This window comes from Catellatospora sp. KI3 (assembly GCF_029948125.1).
In the GTDB taxonomy this organism is placed as follows: Bacteria; Actinomycetota; Actinomycetes; order Mycobacteriales; family Micromonosporaceae; genus Catellatospora.
This window is the reverse complement of the sequence record NZ_JASAMB010000008.1, coordinates 193423-216378: the sequence shown is the minus strand read 5'-3', so window position 1 is coordinate 216378 and position 22956 is coordinate 193423. Positions and strand designations below refer to the sequence as shown.

Below are 22956 nucleotides of genomic sequence, written 5' to 3'. Positions count from 1 at the left end.
TGAGGAAGATTCACCAACCCGGATGCGGTTGCCGCCCCGCCGTCTGTCCGGTCAGGCCGCGACGAACCACACCTTCGCGTTGTTGAACCGGACCTGCCACGGCGTGACGCCCTGCCCGTCGGCGGGCTGCACCCCGAACAGGATCCGGCCCTCGGCGAACTCGGCCTGGTCGAAGGTGCCGATCTGCTTGCCGCTCGCGAAGAAGCGGATCTTGTCGGCGCTGCCGGAGACCGCCAGCCGGAACTTCTTGTCCAGCGACACCGGCGTCACGTACTTGAGCGTGCGCAGCACGGTCACGTCGGTGCGGCCCGGCACCCCGTAGCGCACCAGGTAGGCGCGGTCCTCGCAGGCGCGCAGGGCGTAGCCGGTGGGGTCGTCGAAGCGGAAGTAAACCAGCGCGCAGGACCCGGCGCTGAGCAGGGTCGCGTCGACCTCCACCCGGAAGTCCGCCAGCGTGTCCTGCGGCCCGCCGCACCGGTACGACCACGGCTTGAGCGTGGTGGCCACGTAACCCGAGTCCTCATACAGGCAGGTCGCGCCGTCCTTGTCGTCGGCGCGCACCGGCCACCAGTCCGGTCCGGTCAGCGGATCGACCAGGTTCGGCCTGGGCGGCGGCGGGCTGGCCGACGGCGACGGACTCGGGCTGGGGCTCGGCGACGGGCTCGGACTGGGCGACGGGCTCGGCGAGGCCGACGGCGACGCCGACGGGGACAGGGTGGGCGACGCGCCGGCCGACGGCGCCGGTCCGGCGAACCCGGCGGGCAGCTTCAGCACCCCGGTCAGCAGGGCCGCGACCAGGCTGCCCAGCACCACGGTGGAGGTGGCCAGGCCGGCCACGGCGGCGGCCCACCGGTGGCCGCGCCGCGGCAGCCGGACGGGGCCGCCGGAGGAGGTGTCGACCACGGCGTAGCGGCTGCCGGCGGCGGCCAGCGCCGCGGTCTGCCGGGGCACCTGCCCGGCCGACAGCGCCCGGGTGGGGCTGGTGGTGAGCAGCCGGTCCAGCAGGTCCCGGGCGGTCGGCCGGTCGGCCGGATCCTTGGCCAGCGACGCCTCGACCAGCTCGCGCAGCGGTCCGGCCAGCCCGTCCAGGTCGGGCCGCTCGGTCAGGATGCGCACCGCGACGGCGGGCATCGAGTCGGCGGCGAAGGTGACCCGGCCCGTCCCCGCGTACGCCACCACGGCGCCCCAGGCGAACACGTCCGCGGCCGGGGTCAGCGACTTGCGGGCCTTGCTGTCCAGCCGCTCCGGCGCCATGTACGCCACCGTGCCGATCAGCTGGTCGGTGCGGGTGTCGCCGGCCTGGCCCTCGACCGCCCGCGCGATGCCGAAGTCGATCACCTTCGGGGTCCCCGGCGCCAGCAGCACATTGCTGGGCTTGAGGTCGCGGTGGATCACCCCGGCGCCGTGGATCGCGGTCAGCGCGGTGGCCACGCCGATCGCCAGGCCGTGCAGGTTGGCCGAGGTCAGCGCACCGCGCTGCTGCACCACCGTGGACAGGCTCGGCCCGTCGACATACTCGACCACCAGGTACGGCGTGTCGTGGTCGGGGTCGGCGTCGAGCACCTCGGCGGTGCAGAACGGCGGCACCTGCTTGGCCCGCTCCACCTCGCTGCGGAACCGCTGCCGGAACTCCGGCTCCCCGGCCAGCTCGGCCCGGATCACCTTGACGGCGACGATGAGCCCCGCCGCCGACCGGGCCAGGTAGACGTTGCCCATGCCGCCCTCGCCCAGACGGCCCAGCAGCGTGTATCCGCCGAGCTCGCGAGGGTCCGCCGCGCGCAGCGGCCGGCTCGGCTCAGGGCTCACCATGGTGCGCGGGCTCCCGTTCTGTCGTCCCCGGTCAGACGCCGGGAACCGCGGGGTCGGCCGCGCAGGTCCGGTCGCGACCCGGCCCCCGGCAAGGTCTGGCGACATCCTGCCATCCCGCGGGGCGGTCCCGGAAGTCCACTAGAAGACGCCGCCGGGGGGCCGGAGGTTGCGTCCGGACGGTCGGGTGTCGGATCCCGACAGTCAGCGGGTGATGCGGTGCAGGATCAGGTTGTGCACGTGGTGGGTCTTCTCGTCGCCCCGGAACTCCATCTGGTAGACGTGCGCGCCGACGTGGATCGCGATCGCGCCGGTGGAGAAGAACTGCCCGGCCCAGGACCGGTTGCTCACCACGCTGACACTGGTGATCTTCGAGTACGGGATGCTGGTCAGGGCGACCTTCTTACCCACGAACGAGGTGTCCTGGATGATCACCCGCAGGTCGGTCAGGCCGAGGAAGCCGGTGCCGGTGCCGATGGCGTCGTACACGGCGATCACCTGCTCGCCGGGCAGCAGCCCGCTCTGGATCTGCTGCAGCTGCTCCTTGCGGTCGTACGTGACACTCATGGCCCGACCCTAGATCGGGCCCGCAACCCGTCAGCCGCGGCTCAGTGTCCACACTCCACTCGCGTCGATCACCACGACCACGGTCCCGCGCGGCAGCACCGTCTCGCCGGTGAAGTCGCCCTCCTGGCTGAGCAGGCTCGCGCTGTCGGCGCCGTACGCCTGCACGGCGAACGGTCCGGGGCCGCGGTGGTCGAAGACGACCTTGGTGGCGTCGTCGGTGACCCGGGGCACCAGCAGTACGGCCGAGCCCACCCCGTTGGCGGCGCCGTTCCACACCGGCGAGGCGGCCAGCTGCCGCACCGTCATCCTCCACGGACCGTCGGCCTTGATGCTGACGGCGGCGGGCTTGTCGTCGAGGTCCAGCGGGCGTACCCCGTCGTAGCTCTGCGCCGTGTCGACCAGCGTGCGCAGCTGCGCCCCGTCCTTGTTGACGGTCTGCACCACGAACGGCCCCGTGCCCCGGTAGCTCAGCAGCGCCGTGTGGTAGGTCCCGTTGAGGTCCAGCGGCACCACCTGCGGACCGGCACCCTCGAACACCTGGTCCTGCGCCAGCGCGCCGGGCGGGTCCTGCCCGGTCTGCGGGCCGGGCGCCGGTGCGGCCTGCGCGGACTGCCGGGGGCTCGGCGTGGCGGCGACCTCGGTCGCGTCGGGCTCGGCCGACTCCACCACCGGATCGGCCGTGCCGCCCGGGTCGGCATCCCGCGTCAGCAGGAACCCGCCGACGCCCAGGCCCAGGCAGAGCAGCAGCGCCGCGCCGGCCGCCACGCCCGCCACCCACCACCGGCGCCTGCGCCTCGGCTTGGCGTGGGTCGGGGTGTGCGCGTGCGTGAAGGCGCGCGAGAGCGCGTGACCGGGGCCGGTGGCCTCATGCCGCCCGTGACCCGGCGCGTGCGTGTGCGGGTGCGCGGCGGGCATCACCTCGCCCTGCAGCGCGACCGGCCGCTCGGCCTCCCGTGCGACCGGTTCGAGCTCGGCCGGTGCGGTCGGGGCGCCCGGATCGGCGGCCGCGGCGGCCATGGCGCCGACGGGCTCCGGCTCGCCGGCCCCGGGTGTCGCCGCGTCCGGCGCGGCGGCGCCGACCGGCGGTTCGGCCGCCGGAGCCGGATCGGGCGTGCCGGGTTCGGCGGCGGCGCCGCGCGGCTGCGCGACGGCTACCGGTACGGCGACCCGGCCGGTCTCCTCGGGGCCGTCGGACCACAGCAGGTCCAGCGGTGTGTCCTCATCGTCGTCATCCGGCAGGACCAGGGTCATCAGCTGGGTGGGCTCGTCGGCGCCGTCAGTGACCCAGAACTGCCAGTCCTCCGGGGGCGCGGGCCAGGACGGATCGGGCTTCCAGCCGGGCGGGGGCGTCCAGTCCTCCGGCGGTGCCGGCCAGCCCGGTGGCGATTGGTACTTCCACCCCATCACGTAACCCCCGTCGTGCGCGTGTCGCGGTCGGTGCACTGCCTGGCGGGGGTGTCCCGATCATACGGCGCCGGGCGGGTGCGGCGTGGGTGATCCACAGGCGACACCGGAGGTGTACGGCGACCTTGTGGGGGTATTGCGCGCGTGGTGTCATACACCTCGATGGCCGGACAGGGTGGAGGCGGCGTGGCACGGAACAGGGAACCGGGGCGGGCATACCGGGAGCGCCTGGTCAGGCTGCTGGCCAAGGGGCCGGACCGCCCGTCGCAGCTCGGCGTGCGCTCGTGGCTGCGCATCACGTTCCGCACCGTGGCCGAGTTCATCGACGACGATCTGGCCGACCGGGCCGCCGCGCTCACCTACTACAGCGTGCTGTCGGTCATCCCGGGGCTGCTGGTGCTTGTCGCGGGCGTGGGCCTGTTCGGCAGCAAGACCACCCAGGCCGTCGCGGAGAACATCAGCGAGCTGACCCCCGGCCCCGCCCAGCGGGCCGTGCTGGACGTGCTCAACGAGCTGCGCTACGACCAGCGCGCCGCCGGGGTGGCCTTCGCGATCGGTATCGGCCTGGCGTTCTGGTCGGCGACCAGCTACATCGGGGCGTTCATGCGGGCGGCCAACGTCATCTACGACGTGCCCGAGGGGCGGCCGGTGTGGAAGACGGTGCCGGTGCAGCTGTTCGTGACCGCGGTGACCGGCCTGACCCTGGCGGCGAGCGCGCTGGCGGTGGTGTTCACCGGCCGGGTGGCCACCCACGCCGGGCGGGCGCTGGGAGTCGAGGACGCGACGGTCCGGATCTTCGACATCGTCAAGTGGCCGATCCTGATCATCGTGGTGAACCTGCTGCTCGCGCTGCTGTACTGGGCCGGGCCGAACGCGCGGCAGGCCGGGTTCCGCTGGATCACGCCGGGGACGATGGTGGCCATGGTCACCTGGCTCGCGGCGTCGGGCGGGTTCGCGTACTACATCACCACGTTCGACTCGTACAACCGCACGTACGGCGCGCTCGGCGGCGTGATCATCTTCCTGGTGTGGCTGTGGCTGACCAACGTGGCGGTGCTGCTGGGCGCGGAGTTCGACGCCGAGCTGAGCCGGGCCAGGGCGATCGCGGCCGGGCTGCCCCGCCACGCCGAGCCGTACCTGCCGCTGCGCGACGTGCCCCGGCAGCCGGAGCCGAACGAGCCGCCGGTGCTGCCCGAGGGCGGCCCGGATGTGATCGAGGGCGACCTGGTCGACGAGCGGGCGCCGGTGGAGCCGGACGAGCCGGCCCCACCGGCGCGCGACTGACTCAGGCCGCCAGGGCCTTCTCCACCGCGTCGACCAGCTCGGCCGACTCGGGCGTGGTGCGCGGGCGCAGCCGCGCCACGACCTGACCGTCGCGGCCCACCACGAACTTCTCGAAGTTCCACTGGATGTCCCCGGCGTCGCCCCCGGCGTCGGGAACCGCGGTGAGCAGGTCGTAGAGCGGGTGCCGCCCGTCCCCGTTGACCTCGACCTTCTCGGTCAGCGGGAAGGTCACGCCGTAGTTCACGTCGCAGAACTCGGCGATCTCGTCGGCGGTGCCGGGCTCCTGGCCGCCGAACTGGTTGCACGGCACGCCCAGCACGACCAGGCCGCGGTCGGCGTAGTCGGCGGCAAGCTGCTGCAGGCCGGTGTACTGCGGCGTGAGCCCGCACTTCGACGCCACGTTGACGATGAGGACGGCCCGTCCCCGGTACTGCGCGAGGTCGGCGTCGGCGCCCTGCAGGGTCCGGATCTGTACGTCGTAGATGCTCATAGCGGCCAACAGTAGCCGCCGGAGATGTCGTGACCCGCCGCGCCGAGCGGCTGCGCCGGCCTCCACCGTTGGGCCGGTGGCGCGGGTGCGGGAATCTGCCACGATGTCGTTCATGACGAACATCGAGCCCGGTACCTCCCCGTCGCCCGTCGCCCGTGCCGCCCGCACCTCGCTGGCCGCCCTGCTGGCGACGGCGGTGTGGATGGTGATCGCGTTCGGGCTGGTGCGCAACCAGGGCTGCGAGGGCGGCATGGAGTGCCTCGGCGACGCCCTGCTGACCATCTTCGGCTGCCTGCTGGCGGCCGCGGTGTCGATGTGGCCGCTGCTGGTGCTGTTCCGGGTGCGGCCCGCGTGGCCGATCGCGCTGGTCGGCCCGGTGCTGTTCGTCTGCCTCACCGTGGTCGTGGTCCGCTCCGAGCTCGCCGCGCGTACGCCGTGGACCTGGGTCCTCGCGATCGAGCTGGCGTACGTCGGCGCCGCGATCCTGGTGGACCGGCGGGTCAACCGGGTCGTGCGCGTCGCGATCCTGGTGCTCGCCCTGGCCGCCTTCGTGTCGCGGGTGTTCTGACCGCCGTCCCGGCGCCGGTTACCGCGCAGTAGGCTTTCGGGCATGCGTGATGCGGTGATCATCGGTGCTCTTCGCACGCCCGTCGGCCGGCGCAACGGCGGCCTGTCCGGTGTACACCCGGTCGACCTGGCCGGGCAGCTGCTGGAGGACCTGGGCGACCGGACCGGGTTCGACCCCGCCGACGTCGAGGACGTGATCCTGGGCTGCGTGTCGCAGAGCGGCGAGCAGTCCTGGAACATCGGCCGCAACGCGGTGCTGGCGGCGGGCTGGCCGCAGACCGTGCCCGGCACCACCCTGGACCGCCAGTGCGGCTCCAGCCAGCAGGCGGTGCACTTCGCGGCCGCGACGGTGCTGTCCGGCCAGGCCGACTTCATCGTCGCGGCGGGCGTGGAGTCGATGAGCCGGGTGCCGATGGGCTCCTCGGTCGGCGAGCTGGGGGTGCCGTACGGTCCGGCCGTGCGCACCCGCTTCGCCGGGGTCGAGGGCTTCGCCGGGGACGCGCCGGTGCCGTTCAACCAGGGCGTGGGCGCCGAGATGATCGCCCGCAAGTGGGGCTTCTCGCGCACTCAGCTCGACGAGTACGCGCTGGCCAGCCACGCCAAGGCGGCCGCCGCCAGCGACGGCGGACTGTTCGCGGCCGAGATCGCCCCGGTCGGCGACGTCCACGCCGACGAGGGCATCCGCCGGGAGACGTCGCTGGAGAAGCTGGGCCAGCTCGCCACCCCGTTCCACCCCGAGGGCGTGGTGACGGCGGGCACGGCGTCGCAGATCTCCGACGGCGCCGCGGCGGTGGCGGTGACCACGTCGGCGTGGGCCGCCGCCAACGGGTTCACGCCGCTGGCCCGCATCCACACCGCCGTGGTGGCGGCCGACGACCCGGTGATCATGCTCACCGCGCCGATCCCGGCCACCGCCAAGGCGCTGCGGCGGGCCGGGCTCACCATCGCCGACATCGGTGCGTACGAGGTGAACGAGGCGTTCGCCCCGGTGCCGCTGGCGTGGCTGGCCGAGACCGGCGCCGACCCGGACCGGCTCAACCCGCGCGGCGGCGCCATCGCGCTGGGCCACCCGCTGGGCGCCAGCGGCGCCCGGCTGATGACCACGCTGCTGCACCACATGCGCGACAACGGCATCCGCTACGGCCTGCAGACCATGTGCGAGGGCGGTGGCATGGCCAACGCCACCATCCTCGAACTGCTCTAGTCGCGGCAGTCGACCCGGCCCTCAAGCCCGGCCAGCAGCTCCCGTACCCGCTCGGCGTGGGCGTGCCCGATGCCCTCCAGCACCGACAGCGCCTCCCGCCACACCTCCGCGGCGGACTCGGCGTCGTCGGCGGCCAGGTACGCCTCGCCGAGCCGGGTCGCGACCGTGCCCCGGATGTACGGGTCGGCCAGGTCCCGCCACATCAGCAGCGCCTGCCGGTAGCACTCGACGGCCCGGGTCACGTCGCCCTTGGACAGGTGGATGAAGCCCAGACTGTCCCAGGTCATGCCCTCGTTGTAGTGGTCGCCGAGCTCGCGCAGCAGCACCACCGCCGCCTCGCAGGCGCGCAGCGCCTCGTCGTACCGCCCCAGCATGGCCAGGAACCAGCCGGTCGAGTTCAGCGTCTTGGCCTGCCCTGACGGATGCCCCATGGCCTCGAACACCTCCAGCGCGCGCACCCCGTGGTGCAGCGCCTCCTCCCACCGCTCCTGCTGGTCGAAGACGAGCGACAGGTTCAGGTGCGCGTGCGCCACGCCGGGGTCGTCGCCGCAGCGGCCGAACAGCTCGATCGCGGCGGCGAACTGCTCCTTGGCCTCCTCCTGCCCGTCGGACCAGCTCAGCGTGCAGGCGTACGAGTGGTGCAGGTACGCCTGCGCCCGCAGGTCCCCGGTCCGCCGGGCGGCCGCCAGCCCGATGCGCTCCACCTCGCGGTGCTCGAACAGCCGCCCCCGCCGGTCGGCCGGGATGTAGCAGCACCAGACCAGCTGCCACGCCTGCGTGTCGAAGCCGCCCGCCGCGGCCAGCCGGACGATGCCGTCCAGCGTCGCCTCCTCCTCCCGGTGCCAGGCGATGGCCTCCGAGTAGTCGGCGAACGCGGCCGGTTCGGCCCCCGGCACCGGCTCCGGCGGGGCGATCGAGTACCGGTGCGGGTAGATCGCGGTCGAGGCGCGGTAGGCGCTGACCAGGTAGTGGTCGATCATGCGGATGGTCGCGGCGAGCCGCTCCTCCTGCGGCTCCGCGGCCCGCACCAGCTCCGACGCGTACGCGCGCAGCAGGTCGTGGCAGCCGTAGCGCCCCGGCACCGGCTCGGTGATCAGGTTGGCCAGGGTCAGCTCGGTCAGCAGTGGACCCGCCTGCGCCACGGTCGTCCCGGCCAGCGCGGCCGCCGCGGCGGTGGCCAGGTCGGGGCCGGGGTGCAGGCCGAGCAGCCGCAGCAGGCGCGCTGCCGCCGGGCTCAGCTCCCGGTACGACCACGACAGCACCGCCCGCACGTCGGTCACCGGGTCCTCGCCCGCGAACGCGTCCAGCGCCCGCGCGGCGGCGGGCAGCTGCCGGGCCACCTCGGCCAGCGCCAGCCGGGGCCGAGTCGCGCACCGGGCCGCCACCACCGCCAGCGCCAGCGGCAGCCGCGCACAGCGGCGTACCAGCTCGTCGGCGGCGTCCGGTTCGGCCTCGACCCGGGCCGCGCCGATACGCCGGGCCAGCAGCTGCCGCGCCTCGGCGGGGCCGGGCAGGTCCAGCGACAGCAGGTGCGCCCCGTGCGAGGCGATCAGCGCGGGCAGCGGGTTGCGGCTGGTCAGCAGGGTGAGGCAGCCCGGCGAGCCGGGCAGCAGCGGGCGGACCTGCTCGGCGTCGCGCGCGTTGTCGAGCAGCACCAGCATCCGCCGCCCCGCCAGGCAGCTGCGGAACAGCGCGGCCCGCTCCGGGGTGCCCGGCGGGATCCGCTCGGGCGGCACGCCGAGCCCGTCGAGGAACGCGCGCAGCGCCTCGGCCGGGGTGACCGTCTTGCCGGTGGGGTCGAAACCGCGCAGGTTCAGGTACAGCTGGCCGTCGGGGAACCGGTCGGCGACCCGGTGGGCCCAGTGCACCGCCAGCGAGGTCTTGCCGACCCCGGCGGTGCCCGCGATGGTCGAGATGACCGTGCCGCTCGCGCCGTCGGCGGGCACCAGCGCGTCCAGGCGCCGCAGGTCGGCCGCGCGTCCGGTGAAGACCGGCAGGTCGGCGGGCAGCTGCGCCGGCACCGGCCCGACCGGCTCGGCGGCGACCTGGGCCGGGGCTGGGGCCGCAGCCGCCGGGGCGGGCGCGGGAGCCTCGGCGGCCTCGATCGGCTCGTCGAGTTCGGCCAGGCGGCAGGCGCCGATGTCGGCCAGCCGGGGGTCGTCGCGCAGCAGCGCGGCGTGCAGCGTCCGCAGCGTCGCGCCCGGATCGGTGCCGAGCTGCTCGGCCAGCAGCTCGGCGGTGTCGTGATAGACCCGCAGCGCCTCGGCCGGCCGCCCGCCCCGGTGCAGCGCCAGCATCAGCAGCGCCCGCAGGCCCTCCCGGTACGGATGGGCCTGGGTCAGCGCGGCCAGCTCCGCCGCGACCACCGTGTGGCGGCCCAGGTCCAGCGCCAGCCAGAGGCTGTCCTCCCGCACCTGCAGGTACTCCTCGGTGAGCTGCCGGACGTCGTCGGCCAGCACGTCGTCGAGGCGCACGTCGGCATAGGGCTCGCCGCGCCACAGCGCCAGCGCCTGCCGCAGCAGCTCGTCCGCCGCCAGCACCCGGCCCTCGTCGCGAGCGGCCCGAGCCTGCGCGGCCAGGGCGCTGAAGCGCAGCCGGTCCAGCTCCTCGGGGGTCGCGACGATGCGGTACCCGGCCGGGCCGTGCTCGATCCGGTCGGCGAGAGTGCGGCGCAGCCGGTGCACGTACACCTGGAGGGTCTTGCGGTGGCTCAGCGGCGGCTCGCCGTCCCAGATCAGGTCGGCCAGCCGCTGCGCGCTCACCGGCTGCCCCACCCGGCTGAGCAGGACGGCCAGCAGCCGCCGCTGGAGCAGGCCCGGCACGGCCACGGGGTGGCCGTCGACGTGGACGGTCAGCGGCCCGAGGACGCCGAATGCGATCAATGCGCCTCCAAGGTCAGGGAGAGTCTGCTGGGCGGTTGCGTACCCGCGCAACCAGAATGCAACCGGTATCGGCCACCATGAGCGCGCGGGCAAAGCGCAGCTGTTTGTCGGTCTGGACACGGGGGTGGACCGCCGCAGCCGGCTGCCGTTCGCACGCGGTGGTGCGCCGGCTGCGGGTCAGGACGCCGGCAGCTTGGCGCGCACCCTTCGATTCCGATCACCCCCCAGTCGCTGCCCGGCACCGTAGCGGACCGGCGCATCCCATGGTCAACTGTGGATCCGGCCAAGTCGGTTGTCCGGAGTGGCGTCACTGCGCTACAAAGCCGTCTATGGACCTGACGCCGTTCGACGTCGCCCACGCCGACCGGGACGCCCTGGCCGGCTGGCACCGGGTGCACGAGGCGGCGGCCGCGGTCGACGACCCCGGCCATCCGCACGTGCCCGAGGCCGCGCTCGCGGCCCGCCTGGCGGCGCCGCCGCCGCGTACGCGCACGCGGCACTGGCTGGCCAGGGTCGGTGACGAGCCGGTCGGCACGGCGACGCTGTCGCTGTCGGACCGGGAGAACCTGGACTGGGGCTTCGCCGAGGTGGTGGTGCACCCGGCGCACCGGCGGCGCGGGCACGGCGCGGCGCTGCTGGCGGCGGTGCGCGCGGGGCTGGCCGAGGAGGGGCGCAGAACGCTGGTGTACGACGTAGGCGCGCAGTCGGCCGGGTCGGCGTTCGCGGCCGCTACCGGGGCCCGGCACGCGCAGACGCTGTGGGAGTCCGAACTGGACGTGGTCCGCGCCGCCGACGAGCTGCCCGAGGACCGGGAACCGGCGGGCTACCGGGCGGTGCGCTGGTCCGGGGCGGCCCCCGATGACCTGGTGGCGTCATACACGGCCGCGGCCGACGCGATGGGCGACTCGCCCGACGGCGGGCTGGGCTACCAGGTGGCGCCGGGCAGTGTCGAGCACACCCGGGAGGTGGAGCAGTGGTGGGCCCGGCGCGGCTGCCAGCTGCGCACCGTCGCCGCGCTGCACGAGGCCACCGGGGCGGTGGCGGGGCTGACGGTGGTGGCGATCCCGCTGCCGCACCCGGAGCTGGCGTACCAGGAGGACACGGCGGTGGTGCCCGCGCACCGGGGGCACGGCTTGGGCCTGTGGCTCAAGGCGCGGATGGTGCGCTGGCTGGTGGCCGACGGGATGGTGGTGCGGCGCATCCGCACCACCACCGATCCGTCCAACACCCACATGCTCGACATCAACGCCCGACTGGGCTTCCACCGCACCCGCGTACGCGAGCAGTGGGTGGGCTGACTCAGTCCCTGGGCGCCTTGTCCTGCTTCCAGGACAGCGGGCCGGGCAGGTCGACGCGGTGGGCCCTGGTCTTCGAGTTCCACGACCAGCGACCGATCTTGAACGTCCACGACGACAGGCCGTTGCGCGTGAAGTTCAGGCGCAGCGGGCCGATTCTCATGACCTTGCGGAACACCAGACTCATGCCTGTCATGTAACCGCTCCCGCGCCACCGCAAACCAAGGCCGTCCACATCAGCCGGTGACGCCGTCCCCGGCCCGTTTCCGCAGCGTATCGAGGTCGAGCGGGGCCATCTCGGTGGCCGCGACGGTGCAGGCGTGGGCACCGCAGAGGGTGGCGTAGCGCACACAGTCGGCGGTGGGGGCGCCCGACAGCCAGCCGTACAGGAAACCGCTGACGAAGGCGTCGCCGGCGCCGTTGGAGTCGACCACCGGCGCGGGCGGGGCGACCGCGGTGAACCGGACCGGGTCGGGCGCGCCGCGTTCGAGCAGGTGGCCGCCCTCGGCCCCGGCGGTGGCCACCACCACCCGGGCCCGGCCGTCCGCGATGATCCGGCGCAGCACCGGCTCCGGGTCGGCCAGCGCCGCCGCGGACAGGAACACCACGTCGGCGGCGAGCGCGAACGCCTCGTGGTACGGGTTCTCGCCGTCCCAGTTGTGCAGGTCGGTGGAGACGGTCACCCTGGTGCGGCTCAGGTGCGCCAGGGCGTTGGCGCCGGGGTGGGTGATGCTGACGTGCACGTGCCGGGCCGCGGCGGTCAGCCGGTCCAGCAGGTCGGCGGGGAAGTCGGCGGTGCCGTCGCCGCGGCCGACGTCGTACAGCGACAGCCGCCGCCCGTCCGGCCCGACCAGGTTCACCGCGCGCTTGGTGCCGCCGGGCGAGGGCAGCGCGGTGAACGGCACGCCGTGCTGCTCGTGCAGCCGCCGCACCAGCTCGCCCTCGTGGTCGTCGCCGATCGCGTCCAGGTGGTGGGTGCGCAGGCCGAGGGCGTGCAGGCCCAGCGCCACGGCGTCGCCGGTGTGCCCGGCGCGGGTGGTGATCGTCGGGACCATGTAGCTGTCGGCGTACGGCAGGGGCAGCGCCGGGGTGTAGACCAGGGTGTCCACCCCGGCGCCGCCGAGTACCAGTACATCCAGTTCAGGGGAGGTGCGGTTCACCGGCGCAGGTTAGCCGCCCGGCCGCCGGTCAGGGCAGCGGCACCCGGTAGATCCCGTCCTGCGACACCGACGAAACCCACAGCTGCCCGCCCACCACCGCGGCGTCTACGTTGGCGCTGTCACGCAGCGGCTTCGCCCCGCCGAGCACGGTGCGCCACAGCTCCTCGGGCGCGGCCGGGTCGGTCGACAGCTCCACCACGGTCGGCCCCTGCGCGGCCACCACGAACAGCCGCGCACCGGCGCCGAGCACCGCGTCGGGTTCGCCCGCGACGGCGACCCGGCCCAGCACCCGCAGGCTCGCCGCGTCCACGGCCACCACCTCGTCGCCCCCGGTGCAGGTCACCCACACCACCTGGTCGCGTACCAGCAGGCCCTGCGCGCCGTCGCACAGCTTCGCCGACGTCCGAGTCCGCCCCGACGCCTCGACGCGGGTCAGCGTCCCGGCGCGGTACGACGACACCCACACCCCGCCCGCGCCCACCGCGACCAGCCGGGGCCCGCCCGCGACCGGGATGTCGGCCAGCTTGCGCCCGGTCCGGTCCAGGCGGGTCAGCATCCCCGCGTCCTGGCGCACCAGCCACACCGAGCCGAGCCCGACCGCGACCCCCTCCGGGCCGTCCGGGGCGGGCACGTCCACCTTCACCGTGCCCGTGGCGGTGTCGACGCCGAGCAGGTGGCCGTACCGGAACACCGACACCCACAGCAGGTCCCCGTCGGCGGCCAGGCGCAGCGGCGTACGCCCGACCGCGACGGAGCGCACCACCGCGCCGGTGGCCGGGTCGAGCCGTACCACGGCGTCGCGGTCGGCGCTGGCGGTCCAGACGCCGCCGTCGGCGGTGACCGCCAGCCCGATCGGCGAGTCCACCGGCACCTCCGGTCCGGCCGGGGCGCTCGGCGAGGCCGACGGAGCCGGCGGCGGGGTGTGCGCGGGCTCGGCGCAGGCGGCGACGGCCAGCACGGTCACGGCCGTCGCGGCGACGGCGACGGCGAGCGTACGACGGATCATCGGAACAGCGTGCGGGCCCAGGGACAAGACCAGGGCGCGCCCGCGCTCCGGTTCGGTAACGGCGTCAGCGGCCGACGCCCGCGCGCCGGTTCGGCAACGTCAGCGACCCGTGACCGACGGCGGGGCGGCCGCCTCCGGCACCCCCGCCGCCACGACGGCCCCCGGCCTGGCCGGTGCGCTCGCGGTAGCGGCGGCGCAGCCACTTCACCACGCCGAGCAGCGACACCCCGAACGCGCTGAGCAGACCGCCGATGCCCAGCAGCACCTGCCACGCGGTCGCCCCGGTCGACTCCCACCAGTAGGTCGAGGTCCCGGCCACCGGGAACCGCATGGTGAACACCTGGTCGGGCAGCAGATTCTCGCCGGACTCACCGGCCAGCGTGGAGACCACGAAGGTCAGCGTGTAGTCACCCGGTTCGTCGGCCCGCACGTCCCAGAGCCAGTTCGCCACGTCGTCGACGGCGACCACCGGCTGCACCGGATTGGAGATCGCCTCCAGCTCGCCGGGCAGCTGCGACGACATCCGGACCCGGATCCGGGCCCCCGTCATCACCTGCGGCAGGGCCGAGGCGCTCGGCTGCGGCGACGCGCCCGCCCCGGTCGACGGCGCGGTCGAGCCGATCGGCCCGCACAGCGTGGACGCCGGCCCGCAGATCGTCGCCTTCACCTGGTATGTCGTGCCGACCTCGGGGTCGGCCGGCCCGTCCAGGTCGATGTGGCCGGGAGCCAGCCTCGCCCGGTCCGCCGCTACCTGGTTCTGGTAGGCGACCTGCACCCGCTGGGCCTCCTGGGCGCCACCGGGCATGGCGCTGTTGGGCTCCCGCTCCGCGGAGCACCCGGCCAGCACGCCGAGCCCGGTTGCCGCCGCCAGCGCCAGCGCGCCGAGTTCCCGGACGGTCCCGCGCCGCCGCGGCAGTGCCGTGGTGCCTGGCCTCGCCCCCATACCGCTGTCCTTTCCGGACGTTCCGTGCCAAGTCGGCGGCGTTCAGCGTACGACGGCGGGATCGGCGCCAGCGTCCCCCACCCGGACCGGTTCGCCTGGCTGGACTACGCTGCCGAACCGTCACCCGGGGAACCCCTCGCCGGGAGACGGTACGGGGAGGAACCTCATGAAGCCGTCACGCCTGTCACTACTGGTAGTGGGGGCGGCCGCCCTCGCGGTCGCCGTGGCCGGGTGCAAGGGCCAGTCGCCGGACCAGGGCCCGCGCCCGCTCGCGTCGGTCTCCGCCGCGGCCTCACCCGCCGCCGACGAACTGCCGCCCGGCGAGGTGCTGGCCGCGGCCCAGGCGAAGAGCAAGGCGGAGAACCAGAAGTTCGTCTTCAACATGAGCGGCGACAGGTCGTCGATGACGGGCAAGGGCGCCTCCGACGTGGCGAACCACCGCGCGAGCGCGTCCATGGAGATCAACGCTGCCGGGCAGAAGCTGACCACCGAGACGATCCAGATCGGCGACGAGCTGTGGCTGCGCTACGTGGGCCTGTCGACGCTGCCCAAGCAGTGGATGCACGTCAAGATCAGCCAGCTCAAGGCCACCAGCCTGATCCGCAAGTCGCTGGAGGACCCGTCGTCGATGAGTGAGCTGCTGAGGTCCGCGTTCGCCGTGAAGAAGTCCGGCGAGCGCGGTTTCGAGGGCACCGTCGACATGACGAAGTCGCCGACCGCGACGCCGCAGATGGTCGCGGCACTGGGCGACGAGGCCAAGGCGGTCCCGTTCCGGGTCACCCTCGACGACCAGGGCCGGATCTCCGTGATGACGATCGACCTGAGCCGGATCGGCAAGACGGCGGGCGTCACCACGATGAAGGCCGAGTTCTTCGGGTACGGCGAGCCGGTGCAGGTCCAGGCCCCCGCCCCCGCCGACGTGGTCGAGATGCCCGCAAACCTCATCGCCGCCCTGTGACCCGCCACCGCCGCCAGCGACCCGCCGCATAGCGATCCGCGTGCAGCTACCGCCGCGCAGCGACCACCGGGCAGCTACCGCCGCGCAGCTACCGCGGGGCAGGGATGCCGGGCAGCATCCGCCCGGCATCCCTGCGCGTAGCAGGCATGCGCGGCAGCATCTGCCCGGCAGCCGGGCGCGTGGCAGCAGGGCGCGTGGCAGCAGGGCGCGTGGCAGCAGGGCGCGGGGCGGTGATCCGGTCGGCCGTGATCTAGACGACGGTGACTCGCGCGGTGGTGTTCTGACCAGAGGCGGCGATCTTGGAACCTCCGTGGAGGTTGATCGTCGCCTCCGGTCAGAACCCTGCCTTGCAGCCGACGCTGCGACCTAGAACCCTGATCTTGGCTATCGGCGCCATCGGAGATCGCCGTTTGGGGTAGCGCAAGCAGGCTTCCCGGCGGTGTGCCTGCAGGTGAATGACCAGAGACGGCGATCTTCGGGGTCTCACCCGCACCCTGGCGACGGGTGATCGTCGTTTTGAGCAGCAAAGCTGGTTTTCCGTGCCACGACGCGGCTTTCCGGGCCGCACCAAGGGCTTTCCGCGCCGCGACGTGCTTTCGCGACGCGACGCGACGCGACGCGACGCGACCTGCGTCCGTGCCGCGACGTGCTTCGTGCTGCGACGTGCGTCCGTGCCGCGACGTGCGTCCGTGCCGCGACGTGCGTCCGTGCCGCGACGTGCGTCCGTGCCGCGACGTGCGTCCGTGCCGCCACACGGGTTTTCCGGCCGGGAAGCGAAGTTTCGTGCCGCGAAGAGGGCGCTTTCCGGCGCGAGAGGGAGAGCTGCGGTCGACTGGCCCATATCCGTCCATGATCGCCGTCTCCGGTCGGAACCTGGCCCTACAGCAGAGGTTCTGACCGCAGACGGCGATCATCGGGGCGGATGGCGGCCGAACGGGGCGCGAGGGGCGGCGGGAGCAACGGGCGCGGCAGGCGCGGCGGGGGCGGCGAGGGCGGCGAGGGCGGCGAGGGTGACTGGGGCGGCGAGGGTGACGGGGATGACGGGGTGACGGGGTGACGGGGTGACGGGGTGACGGGGCGAGGGTGGGGATCAGTAGTGGACGCTGACGCGGCGGGCGACGGCGTCGACGCGTACCGGCTTGCCGATCGGGACGATCAGCTGCGGGTCGGTGTGGCCGATGTCCAGGTCGAACACGAGCACCGCACCGGGGTTGTACGCCGCCACCGCCCGCAGCACCGCCGCCCGCTGCGCGTCGCGGTACGCCGCCTTGGCCGCCGCGTCGTTGCGCCGGTCGAAGTTCCACGCCTTGGCCCGCCCGACCAGGATCGCGGCGAACTGCCCGAGCAGCCCGCGCTCGCCCATGTTGCGCAGCATCCGGAACACCTCCTCGGCGGGCGGCATCTCCTCGGACGTCTCGATCAGCAGCACGTGCCCGGCGAACGCCTCGGTCGGCCCGACCCGGTCGGCCTGCAGCAGCCACGAGATGATCTCCAGGTTGCCGCCCCAGCACGGGCCCTCGACCACGGTGCCCGGGCCGTGCCAGTGCCAGCCGTCAGCCGGCTCCAGCGGCGCGGTACGGCCCAGCGCGGCTGGATCGGCCCAGTTCAGCACTTCGTCGCCGGACTCGGCGGCGGGGGACAGCTCGTACCAGCCGTCGGTGAACAGGGCGGCGCGCAGGCTGTCCATGGTGGCCGGATGCGTCGCGCCGCCGCGCGCGAGGTGCACCATCACCGAGCCGCCGTGGCAGGACGCGACCCCGGCGTGGAACAGCGCGTTGAGCAGGTTGGTGTTGTCGGAGTAGCCGAAGAACGGCTTGGGGTCGGCCCGCAGCACCGCCGGGTCCAGGTGCGGTACGACCGTGATCTGGTCGTCGCCGCCGATGGTGGCGAACACCGCCCGGATGGACGGGTCGGCGAAGGCGGCCTCGATGTCGCGTGCCCGGTCCTCGGCGCGCGCGTGCGCGGCGCGGGTGGTGGGGAACTCCACCGGCACCAGGCCCAGCTCGTCGCGCAGCCGGGCCAGGCCCTGCTCGTACACGTGCGGGAACTGGGCGGGGGAGCCGTGCGACGGGGAGAGGACCGCGACCCGGTCACCGGGGCGCAGCTTCGGGGTGCCGACCAGCGGGGTGTGCGGAGGATTGGCCATGGCCGGACGCTAGCCGAGGCCGCGTCCGGCGCGCACCCGATTAGTCGAGCAGGCCCTGCTCCTCGGCGCGGGCGATCGCGTCGGCGAGCACGTCGGCGTCGCCGATCGCCTCTCTGATCACCGCGGCCACCTCCAGCAGCGCGTCCTCGCTGCGGGCGGTCACCGAGAACAGCGCGGTCTCGGAGTCGAACTCGATCTGGTCGAGGATCTCCGGTACGCGTTCGGCGAGCATCACCTGCACCACGCCCTCCCAGGCGTAGCCGTTGCCCTCCCACCCCTGCTCGTCGAAGATGTCCACATGGTCATCGAAGTCATCGAAGATCAGGCTGTACTCGCCGGACTCACTCTCCATCAGGCGGCACGGCGCGAAGTCGTGGTTGCTCGACATGACCGCGAGCATAGGCGCTTCGATGCACCGGAGATGTTTCGCCTAAAGGCCGACTTTGCCTCACCCGTTCGGCCAAAACCAACGCTCAGTCGCCCTTTGGCGGCTGCCGCGGCGGTGAGTGACGTCCCCCACCCCAAGATCAGGGCGGGAGACGGCCGGTATCGGGCCTGAGCTGGGCGGGGGTCCGGACGAGAGGATTGGGTGGTACGGCCATCTGTGCGGCCGCGCCGGAACATGGCAGGCTTTTGTGTCGTGACTATGGTCAGGCAGTGGCAGCGGGTCTCGGCGTACGGTCTCGCGCGCGAGGGCGACACCGTGCTGCTCGTGCAGATCGGCCGCAGCTCGCACGGCGACCTGGGCAAATGGATGCCGCCCGGCGGCACCATCGAGCACGGTGAGCACCCCGCCGAGACCGTGGTGCGCGAGTTCGCCGAGACCACGGGCCTGCAGGTGCGCGTCGACGGGCTGCTCGACGTCGGCTCCGACCACCGCGAGCTCGCCGGCGGCCTGGACTTCCACGGCGTGTTCATGCTGTACGCGGTGACCGTCCTCGGCGGCGACCTGCGCCCGCAGCCCGACGGCATCATGGTCGAGCCGAGCTGGCACCCCGCCGCCGAACTCGACTCCATCGCCATGCTCGACGCCGTGCGCGACGTGCTGCGCTCGGCCGTCAAGAAGTAGCCGTCAAGAAGTAGCCGTCACGAAGCAGGCCGCGCCTGTCGCACCGCCGCCCGGATCGCCTCGGTCACCTTCGCGGTGCGCCGGGGCACGTTCAGCTCCTCGGCCGCCTCGGCCACCACCTCGTCCTCGGTGCGGTTGAGGCGGTCGCTCTCGATCCAGCGCACCAGCTCGATCAGCGTCGCCGTCGGCAGGTCGCCGACCGCCACGCCGTCGGGCACCTCCGGCCGGGGCAGGCTGCGCGGGGTGCTCGAGGCCAGCCGGATCGTCACCGCGTCGGCCAGCTGCTGCGGGCCGGGCAGGTCCGATCCGGCCACCGCCAGGTCGTACGCGGCCCGCGCCTTGGCGATCTCCAGATCGCGCTGCCGGGCCCAGTCCGTCGACCAGATCCGGTGGAACCGCCAGCCCAGCCGCTGCAGGTGCTGCTGGCGCAGCCGGTCGCGGTCGCGCACCGTCGGCGACGCGTGGTACGTGGACCCGTCGGCCTCGATCGCCAGCACCGGGCGGCGCGGGTCGGCCGGGTGCGTGGCCGCGAAGTCGATCCGCTGCCCGCCCACGCCGTGCCGCGCCACCAGCGGGATGCCCGCCTCGGTCAGCCGGGCGAACACGTCGGCCTCGAACGGGTTCAGCGCCGTGGTGTCGGCGGCGGCCGCGCCCCGGGGACCGCCCGCGGCGGCGTACTCCAGGAAGTCGCGCAGCATGACCGCGCCCGGGGCGCGCAGCTTGGCCGGGTCCAGGTCCAGGTGGCTGAACGAGCTGACCACGGTCATCCGCCGCCGCGCCCGGGTGATCGCCACGTTGAGGCGCCGGTGCCCGCCCTTGGTGTTCAGCGGCCCGAACCGGTAGAGCACCCGCCCGTCCGGGCTCTTGGGGTAGCCGACGGTCAGGATCACCGCGTCGCGCTCGTCGCCCTGCACCCGCTCGATGTTCTTCACGAAGAACGGCTCGTGCCCGTTCTCGCCGAAGAACGGCTCCAGCTCGGGCCGCCGTACCAGCGCCCGGCGCAGCGCCGCGTCGACGCGCTCGGCGTGGGTGATGCCCATGGTGATCACGCCCAGCGACTCGCCCGGCCGCTGCTGCGCGTGCGCCAGGATCAGCTCGACCACCTTGCGCACCTCGGCGTTGCTGCTCTCCAGGTTGGCCGGGACGGCGGCCGCGGCGGCCGCGGCCACCGCCGCCGGGGAGTCCGCGTCGGTCGGCTGCCCGGCCGCCGCGGCCGCGGCCAGCGGGTCGGCGACCAGCACGTGGCTGATCCCGTCGCCGATGTCGGCACCAGGGAAGGTGGTCAGCGCGTTGCCGTTGGGGCTGTAGATGTGCGCGTTGGAGAACGCGATCAGCCGCTCGTCGCGGCTGCGGTAGTGCCACGCCAGGTGGCGCACCTGCGGCAGCGGCAGCGTGTGCGCGAACGCCTGCAGCAGCGACTCCACGTCGTCGGACAGCGCCGTGCCGTCCTCGGTCTCGGACGGTTCGCCGTCGGCCCGGTTGAAGAAGTCCGTCGGCGGCAGCTGGTGCTCGTCGCCGGCCACCACCACCTGGCGCCCGCGCATGATCGCGGTGACGCCGTCGACCGGCTCGACCTGGCTCGCCTCGTCGAAGATGACCACGTCGAACAGCACCCGGGCGGGCAGCACCTGGCTGACCAGCAGCGGGCTCATCGCCCAGCACGGCTTCAGCGCGGTCAGCGCGTCGGGGGCCTGCTCGAACAGCCGCCGGATGGGCAGGTGCCGGGTCTTCTTGGCGGCCTCGCGGCGTACCAGCTGCTGCTGGTCGGGGTGGGCGTCCAGCACCCGCATCATGTTCAGCGCGGACAGGTGCCGCACCCGCTGCGCGGCCGAGGTGATGTGCGCGGCGTCGGCCACGTGGAACCGGCTCACCGCCGCGTGCAGGGCGGTGCCGTGGAACGCAGACAGCTCCGGGTCGGCCAGCCGCACCTCGTCCAGGATCGAGCTGTGCCAGGCGTGGTCGAACGCCGCCCCGGCCAGCGCGGCGTCACCGCCGCGCCCGGCCAGGTCGTCCAGCAGCCGGTGCGCCTGCCAGCGCACCACCTGCTCGGCCAGCTCGTTGCGGCGGGCGGTGCGCAGCAGGTCGGTCTGGTCCAGCGCCAGCCGGTCCAGCTCCTCCTGCAGCGCGGCCAGGTCGTCGGCTTCGCCCTCGGCTCGTCCGGACGGTCCGCCTGAACCGCGGACCGCCGTCGACTCCCCGACGGCGCCGACCGGCACGTACGCCCGCAGCCGCGCCAGCTCCGCGTCCAGCCGCGCGAACTCGCCCGCGGTGGCGGCCAGGGCCGGATCGGTGCGCGGCGGCTGCCCGTCGAGGCTGACCACCCGCCACCGGGCTAGCTGGTCGGCGGCGGCCGCCAGGGCGGGGTGCAGCTGCGCCGGACCGGGCCGACCACCGCCGCGCCACAGCTCCCGCACCTGCTTCACGATCCTGCGCCGGGCCCAGAACCCCAGACCTTCGCGCTGCTCGCCCTCGGCGGTGGCGCGCAGCCACAGCGGCAGGTCCGCCTGGAACACCGCCGCGTCGAAGCGGGTCAGCGTCGCGTCCACGTCGGACAGCAGCCCGCACATCTTGCGGGCCGAGGCCAGCGTCGCGGGCACGGCCAGTCCGAGTCGGCCCGCGAGCGCGGCCAGCTGCGGGCGCAGCCGCTCCAGCGCCGGGGCGACCGCTCCGGCCAGCGTGAACGCCTCCTGTGCGGCGGCGCGGTCGCGGAACGTGGCCCGCACCCAGGGCCCGGGGCCGGGTTCGGCGTCGAAGGCGCCCAGCTGCGCCAGCTCGACCACGGTGGCGCGCAGCCGAGGCGCGGCGTCGGCGTCCAGTGCGGTGAGCAGCTCGCCCTTCCAGCGCTGCCGGGTGACCGCGGCCGGGTCGGTGCCGACCAGGCGGGCCTGCAGGTCGTACGCGGACAGGCCCCACGGCTGGTGCACGGCGTGCAGCGCGCTGTGGTGGCGCGACAGCGCCGTGCGCGACTCGGTCAGGTCCCGGTCGGTCTGCTCGGTGGTCGGCCGGGACTCGTGGCGGGCCCGCTGCAGCCGCGAGTCCAGCGCGCGGGCCAGCTCGCGCCGGCTGGACTGGTCGCCGTGCAGGTTCTGCACCAGGTCGGACAGGCCCACGTGGGCCAGCCGGTCGAGCACCGCGTCGATGGCGGCCCGCTTCTCGGCCACGAACAGCGCGGTGCGCCCGCGCGCCGCCAACGCCATGATCATGTTTGCGATGGTCTGGCTCTTACCCGTCCCCGGCGGCCCTTTCACCACCAGGTGGTGCCCGGCCACCGCCGCGTTCACCGCGTAGCTCTGCGACGAGTCGGCGTCGAGCACCAGGAACTCGTCGGACGGGGCGACGTGGTCGGGCTGGTCGACCGCGATCGGCTCGGTCGAGTACAGCGAACCCAGCGCCTCCGGATCACCCGCCAGCGCGGCGATCACGTCGCTGTCGGCCAGCAGCCGGGTGTGTTCGGTGATGTCGGTGACCATGGGCAGCTTCTCGTACAGGAACGTGCCCGCCAGCAGGTGCGGCGTGATCGCGAACCCGGGCACGTCCTGCGCCGCCTTGCCCAGCCGCTCGAACAGCGGCGCCGGGTCGTACACCCCCTCGGGCAGCGCGTCCAGCAGCTCCTCCGGGTCGACGGTGAGCCCGTGCTCCTTGGCCAGCTTGAACAGCAGCACCGGGTTGACCGTCGGCTCCGGGTCGGCGGTCAGCGCGAACTCGGTCTCGGCCGCCGAGGTGGTCCGGATGACCAGCCGGTGCAGCAGCACCGGTGCCCGCGGCGTACGCCCCTGCTCGTGCCAGGTCGCCAGCCCGCTGGCCAGGTAGCCCGCGTCGACGCCGCGCTCCTCGGCCAGCATCCGCATCCGGGTGCGGATCGTCTTGGCCCGGCGCATCGCGTCGGCGTGCGCGGGCTCCTCGGGGAACAGCTGGCGCAGCGTGACCTGGCGCCCCGCCAGCAGCATGGTCAGCGCGGCCGGGCTGGCCCCGTCCAGCTGCAGCGTGCCCGCCTTCAGGTCGCGGTAGTACGCGAGCTGGTTGCGGCCGGAGTCGTCGATGAGCGAGTCGGCCCAGCGCCGTGCCGCCGCGGCGACGTGCGGCCTGGCCATCGGGGAGACGGGAACGGTCACCGCCCCACCATCGCATCCCACCGCACCCCCCACCAACCGCACCCACCGCCCAGCAGAAGGAAG

Annotated in this window: 18 protein-coding genes; 6 read left to right on the top strand and 12 right to left on the bottom strand. The window is 74.0% G+C overall.

Annotated features, from left to right (window positions below; genetic code table 11):
• Positions 1-51: 51 nt before the first annotated feature.
• The 3 genes from QEZ54_RS15800 to QEZ54_RS15790 form a co-directional block, all read right to left on the bottom strand.
• Positions 52-1809 (bottom strand): serine/threonine-protein kinase, encoded by a 1758-nt coding sequence (locus QEZ54_RS15800; protein ID WP_281305347.1) that lies wholly within the window; start codon positions 1807-1809, stop codon positions 52-54.
• Between the two features lie 201 nt (positions 1810-2010).
• Entirely contained in the window at positions 2011-2373 is a 363-nt protein-coding gene (locus QEZ54_RS15795; protein ID WP_281305346.1) for a PH domain-containing protein, read from the bottom strand.
• A gap of 30 nt (positions 2374-2403) precedes the next feature.
• Positions 2404-3777 (bottom strand): hypothetical protein, encoded by a 1374-nt coding sequence (locus tag QEZ54_RS15790; protein ID WP_281305345.1) that lies wholly within the window; start codon positions 3775-3777, stop codon positions 2404-2406.
• A 186-nt stretch (positions 3778-3963) separates the two neighbouring features.
• Between QEZ54_RS15790 and QEZ54_RS15785 the strand changes: the two genes are divergently transcribed.
• The gene (locus QEZ54_RS15785) at positions 3964-5061 is read left to right on the top strand and encodes a YihY/virulence factor BrkB family protein (RefSeq protein WP_281305344.1); all 1098 of its coding nucleotides are present in this window, start codon (positions 3964-3966) and stop codon (positions 5059-5061) included.
• 1 nt (position 5062) lies between these two features.
• Here QEZ54_RS15785 and QEZ54_RS15780 read toward each other — a convergent pair whose 3' ends face one another.
• The gene (locus QEZ54_RS15780; protein ID WP_281305343.1) at positions 5063-5551 is read right to left on the bottom strand and encodes a glutathione peroxidase; all 489 of its coding nucleotides are present in this window, start codon (positions 5549-5551) and stop codon (positions 5063-5065) included.
• A 112-nt stretch (positions 5552-5663) separates the two neighbouring features.
• On the opposite strand from QEZ54_RS15780, the gene QEZ54_RS15775 reads away from it, so the two are divergent.
• Both QEZ54_RS15775 and QEZ54_RS15770 read left to right on the top strand, forming a co-directional pair.
• Positions 5664-6119 (top strand): hypothetical protein, encoded by a 456-nt coding sequence (locus QEZ54_RS15775; RefSeq protein WP_281305342.1) that lies wholly within the window; start codon positions 5664-5666, stop codon positions 6117-6119.
• Positions 6120-6161: 42 nt separating this feature from the next.
• Positions 6162-7322 carry an acetyl-CoA C-acyltransferase gene (locus QEZ54_RS15770; RefSeq protein ID WP_281305341.1) on the top strand — a complete coding sequence of 387 codons (1161 nt, stop codon included), beginning with the start codon at positions 6162-6164 and terminating at the stop codon, positions 7320-7322.
• Here QEZ54_RS15770 and QEZ54_RS15765 read toward each other — a convergent pair.
• Positions 7319-10204, bottom strand: a complete 2886-nt coding sequence (locus tag QEZ54_RS15765; protein ID WP_281305340.1) for a BTAD domain-containing putative transcriptional regulator — start codon at positions 10202-10204, stop codon at positions 7319-7321. The genes QEZ54_RS15770 and QEZ54_RS15765 overlap by 4 nt on opposite strands.
• A gap of 329 nt (positions 10205-10533) precedes the next feature.
• Here QEZ54_RS15765 and QEZ54_RS15760 point away from each other — a divergent pair, with 329 nt between their 5' ends.
• Positions 10534-11502, top strand: coding sequence for a GNAT family N-acetyltransferase (locus tag QEZ54_RS15760; RefSeq protein WP_281305339.1), 969 nt, complete (start codon positions 10534-10536; stop codon positions 11500-11502).
• Position 11503: 1 nt separating this feature from the next.
• On the opposite strand, the gene QEZ54_RS15755 is transcribed toward QEZ54_RS15760, so the two are convergent.
• The 4 genes from QEZ54_RS15755 to QEZ54_RS15740 form a co-directional block, all read right to left on the bottom strand.
• Complete coding sequence (locus tag QEZ54_RS15755; RefSeq protein ID WP_281305428.1) at positions 11504-11686, bottom strand: DUF4236 domain-containing protein; 183 nt, start codon at positions 11684-11686, stop codon at positions 11504-11506.
• A gap of 49 nt (positions 11687-11735) precedes the next feature.
• A complete protein-coding gene (locus QEZ54_RS15750) occupies positions 11736-12659 on the bottom strand; it encodes an adenosine kinase (protein ID WP_281305338.1) in 924 nt (307 codons plus the stop codon).
• A 28-nt stretch (positions 12660-12687) separates the two neighbouring features.
• The gene (locus QEZ54_RS15745) at positions 12688-13665 is read right to left on the bottom strand and encodes a hypothetical protein (protein ID WP_281305337.1); all 978 of its coding nucleotides are present in this window, start codon (positions 13663-13665) and stop codon (positions 12688-12690) included.
• A gap of 64 nt (positions 13666-13729) precedes the next feature.
• Positions 13730-14608: a hypothetical protein gene (locus tag QEZ54_RS15740; RefSeq protein WP_281305336.1), complete on the bottom strand. Its 879-nt coding sequence runs from the start codon at positions 14606-14608 to the stop codon at positions 13730-13732.
• 166 nt (positions 14609-14774) lie between these two features.
• On the opposite strand from QEZ54_RS15740, the gene QEZ54_RS15735 reads away from it, so the two are divergent.
• Positions 14775-15566: a hypothetical protein gene (locus tag QEZ54_RS15735; protein ID WP_281305335.1), complete on the top strand. Its 792-nt coding sequence runs from the start codon at positions 14775-14777 to the stop codon at positions 15564-15566.
• Between the two features lie 1090 nt (positions 15567-16656).
• On the opposite strand, the gene QEZ54_RS15730 is transcribed toward QEZ54_RS15735, so the two are convergent.
• Positions 16657-17712, bottom strand: coding sequence for a S66 peptidase family protein (locus QEZ54_RS15730; protein WP_281305334.1), 1056 nt, complete (start codon positions 17710-17712; stop codon positions 16657-16659).
• A 40-nt stretch (positions 17713-17752) separates the two neighbouring features.
• Positions 17753-18100 (bottom strand): Imm51 family immunity protein, encoded by a 348-nt coding sequence (locus QEZ54_RS15725; protein WP_281305333.1) that lies wholly within the window; start codon positions 18098-18100, stop codon positions 17753-17755.
• 258 nt (positions 18101-18358) lie between these two features.
• Between QEZ54_RS15725 and QEZ54_RS15720 the strand changes: the two genes are divergently transcribed.
• The gene (locus tag QEZ54_RS15720) at positions 18359-18781 is read left to right on the top strand and encodes an NUDIX domain-containing protein (RefSeq protein WP_281305427.1); all 423 of its coding nucleotides are present in this window, start codon (positions 18359-18361) and stop codon (positions 18779-18781) included.
• 17 nt (positions 18782-18798) lie between these two features.
• Here QEZ54_RS15720 and QEZ54_RS15715 read toward each other — a convergent pair whose 3' ends face one another.
• Complete coding sequence (locus tag QEZ54_RS15715) at positions 18799-22893, bottom strand: AAA domain-containing protein (protein WP_281305332.1); 4095 nt, start codon at positions 22891-22893, stop codon at positions 18799-18801.
• Between the last annotated feature and the right edge of the window lie 63 nt (positions 22894-22956).

Bases quoted from the DNA above. Each gene is read 5' to 3' on its own strand.
- QEZ54_RS15800 (WP_281305347.1), bottom strand. From the start codon at position 1,809: ATGGTGAGCCCTGAGCCGAGCCGGCCGCTGCGCGCGGCGGACCCTCGC.
- QEZ54_RS15795 (WP_281305346.1), bottom strand. From the start codon at position 2,373: ATGAGTGTCACGTACGACCGCAAGGAGCAGCTGCAGCAGATCCAGAGC.
- QEZ54_RS15790 (WP_281305345.1), bottom strand. From the start codon at position 3,777: ATGGGGTGGAAGTACCAATCGCCACCGGGCTGGCCGGCACCGCCGGAG.
- QEZ54_RS15780 (WP_281305343.1), bottom strand. From the start codon at position 5,551: ATGAGCATCTACGACGTACAGATCCGGACCCTGCAGGGCGCCGACGCC.
- QEZ54_RS15775 (WP_281305342.1), top strand. From the start codon at position 5,664: ATGACGAACATCGAGCCCGGTACCTCCCCGTCGCCCGTCGCCCGTGCC.
- QEZ54_RS15770 (WP_281305341.1), top strand. From the start codon at position 6,162: ATGCGTGATGCGGTGATCATCGGTGCTCTTCGCACGCCCGTCGGCCGG.
- QEZ54_RS15760 (WP_281305339.1), top strand. From the start codon at position 10,534: ATGGACCTGACGCCGTTCGACGTCGCCCACGCCGACCGGGACGCCCTG.
- QEZ54_RS15755 (WP_281305428.1), bottom strand. From the start codon at position 11,686: ATGAGTCTGGTGTTCCGCAAGGTCATGAGAATCGGCCCGCTGCGCCTG.
- QEZ54_RS15745 (WP_281305337.1), bottom strand. From the start codon at position 13,665: ATGATCCGTCGTACGCTCGCCGTCGCCGTCGCCGCGACGGCCGTGACC.
- QEZ54_RS15740 (WP_281305336.1), bottom strand. From the start codon at position 14,608: ATGGGGGCGAGGCCAGGCACCACGGCACTGCCGCGGCGGCGCGGGACC.
- QEZ54_RS15735 (WP_281305335.1), top strand. From the start codon at position 14,775: ATGAAGCCGTCACGCCTGTCACTACTGGTAGTGGGGGCGGCCGCCCTC.
- QEZ54_RS15730 (WP_281305334.1), bottom strand. From the start codon at position 17,712: ATGGCCAATCCTCCGCACACCCCGCTGGTCGGCACCCCGAAGCTGCGC.
- QEZ54_RS15725 (WP_281305333.1), bottom strand. From the start codon at position 18,100: ATGTCGAGCAACCACGACTTCGCGCCGTGCCGCCTGATGGAGAGTGAG.
- QEZ54_RS15720 (WP_281305427.1), top strand. From the start codon at position 18,359: ATGGTCAGGCAGTGGCAGCGGGTCTCGGCGTACGGTCTCGCGCGCGAG.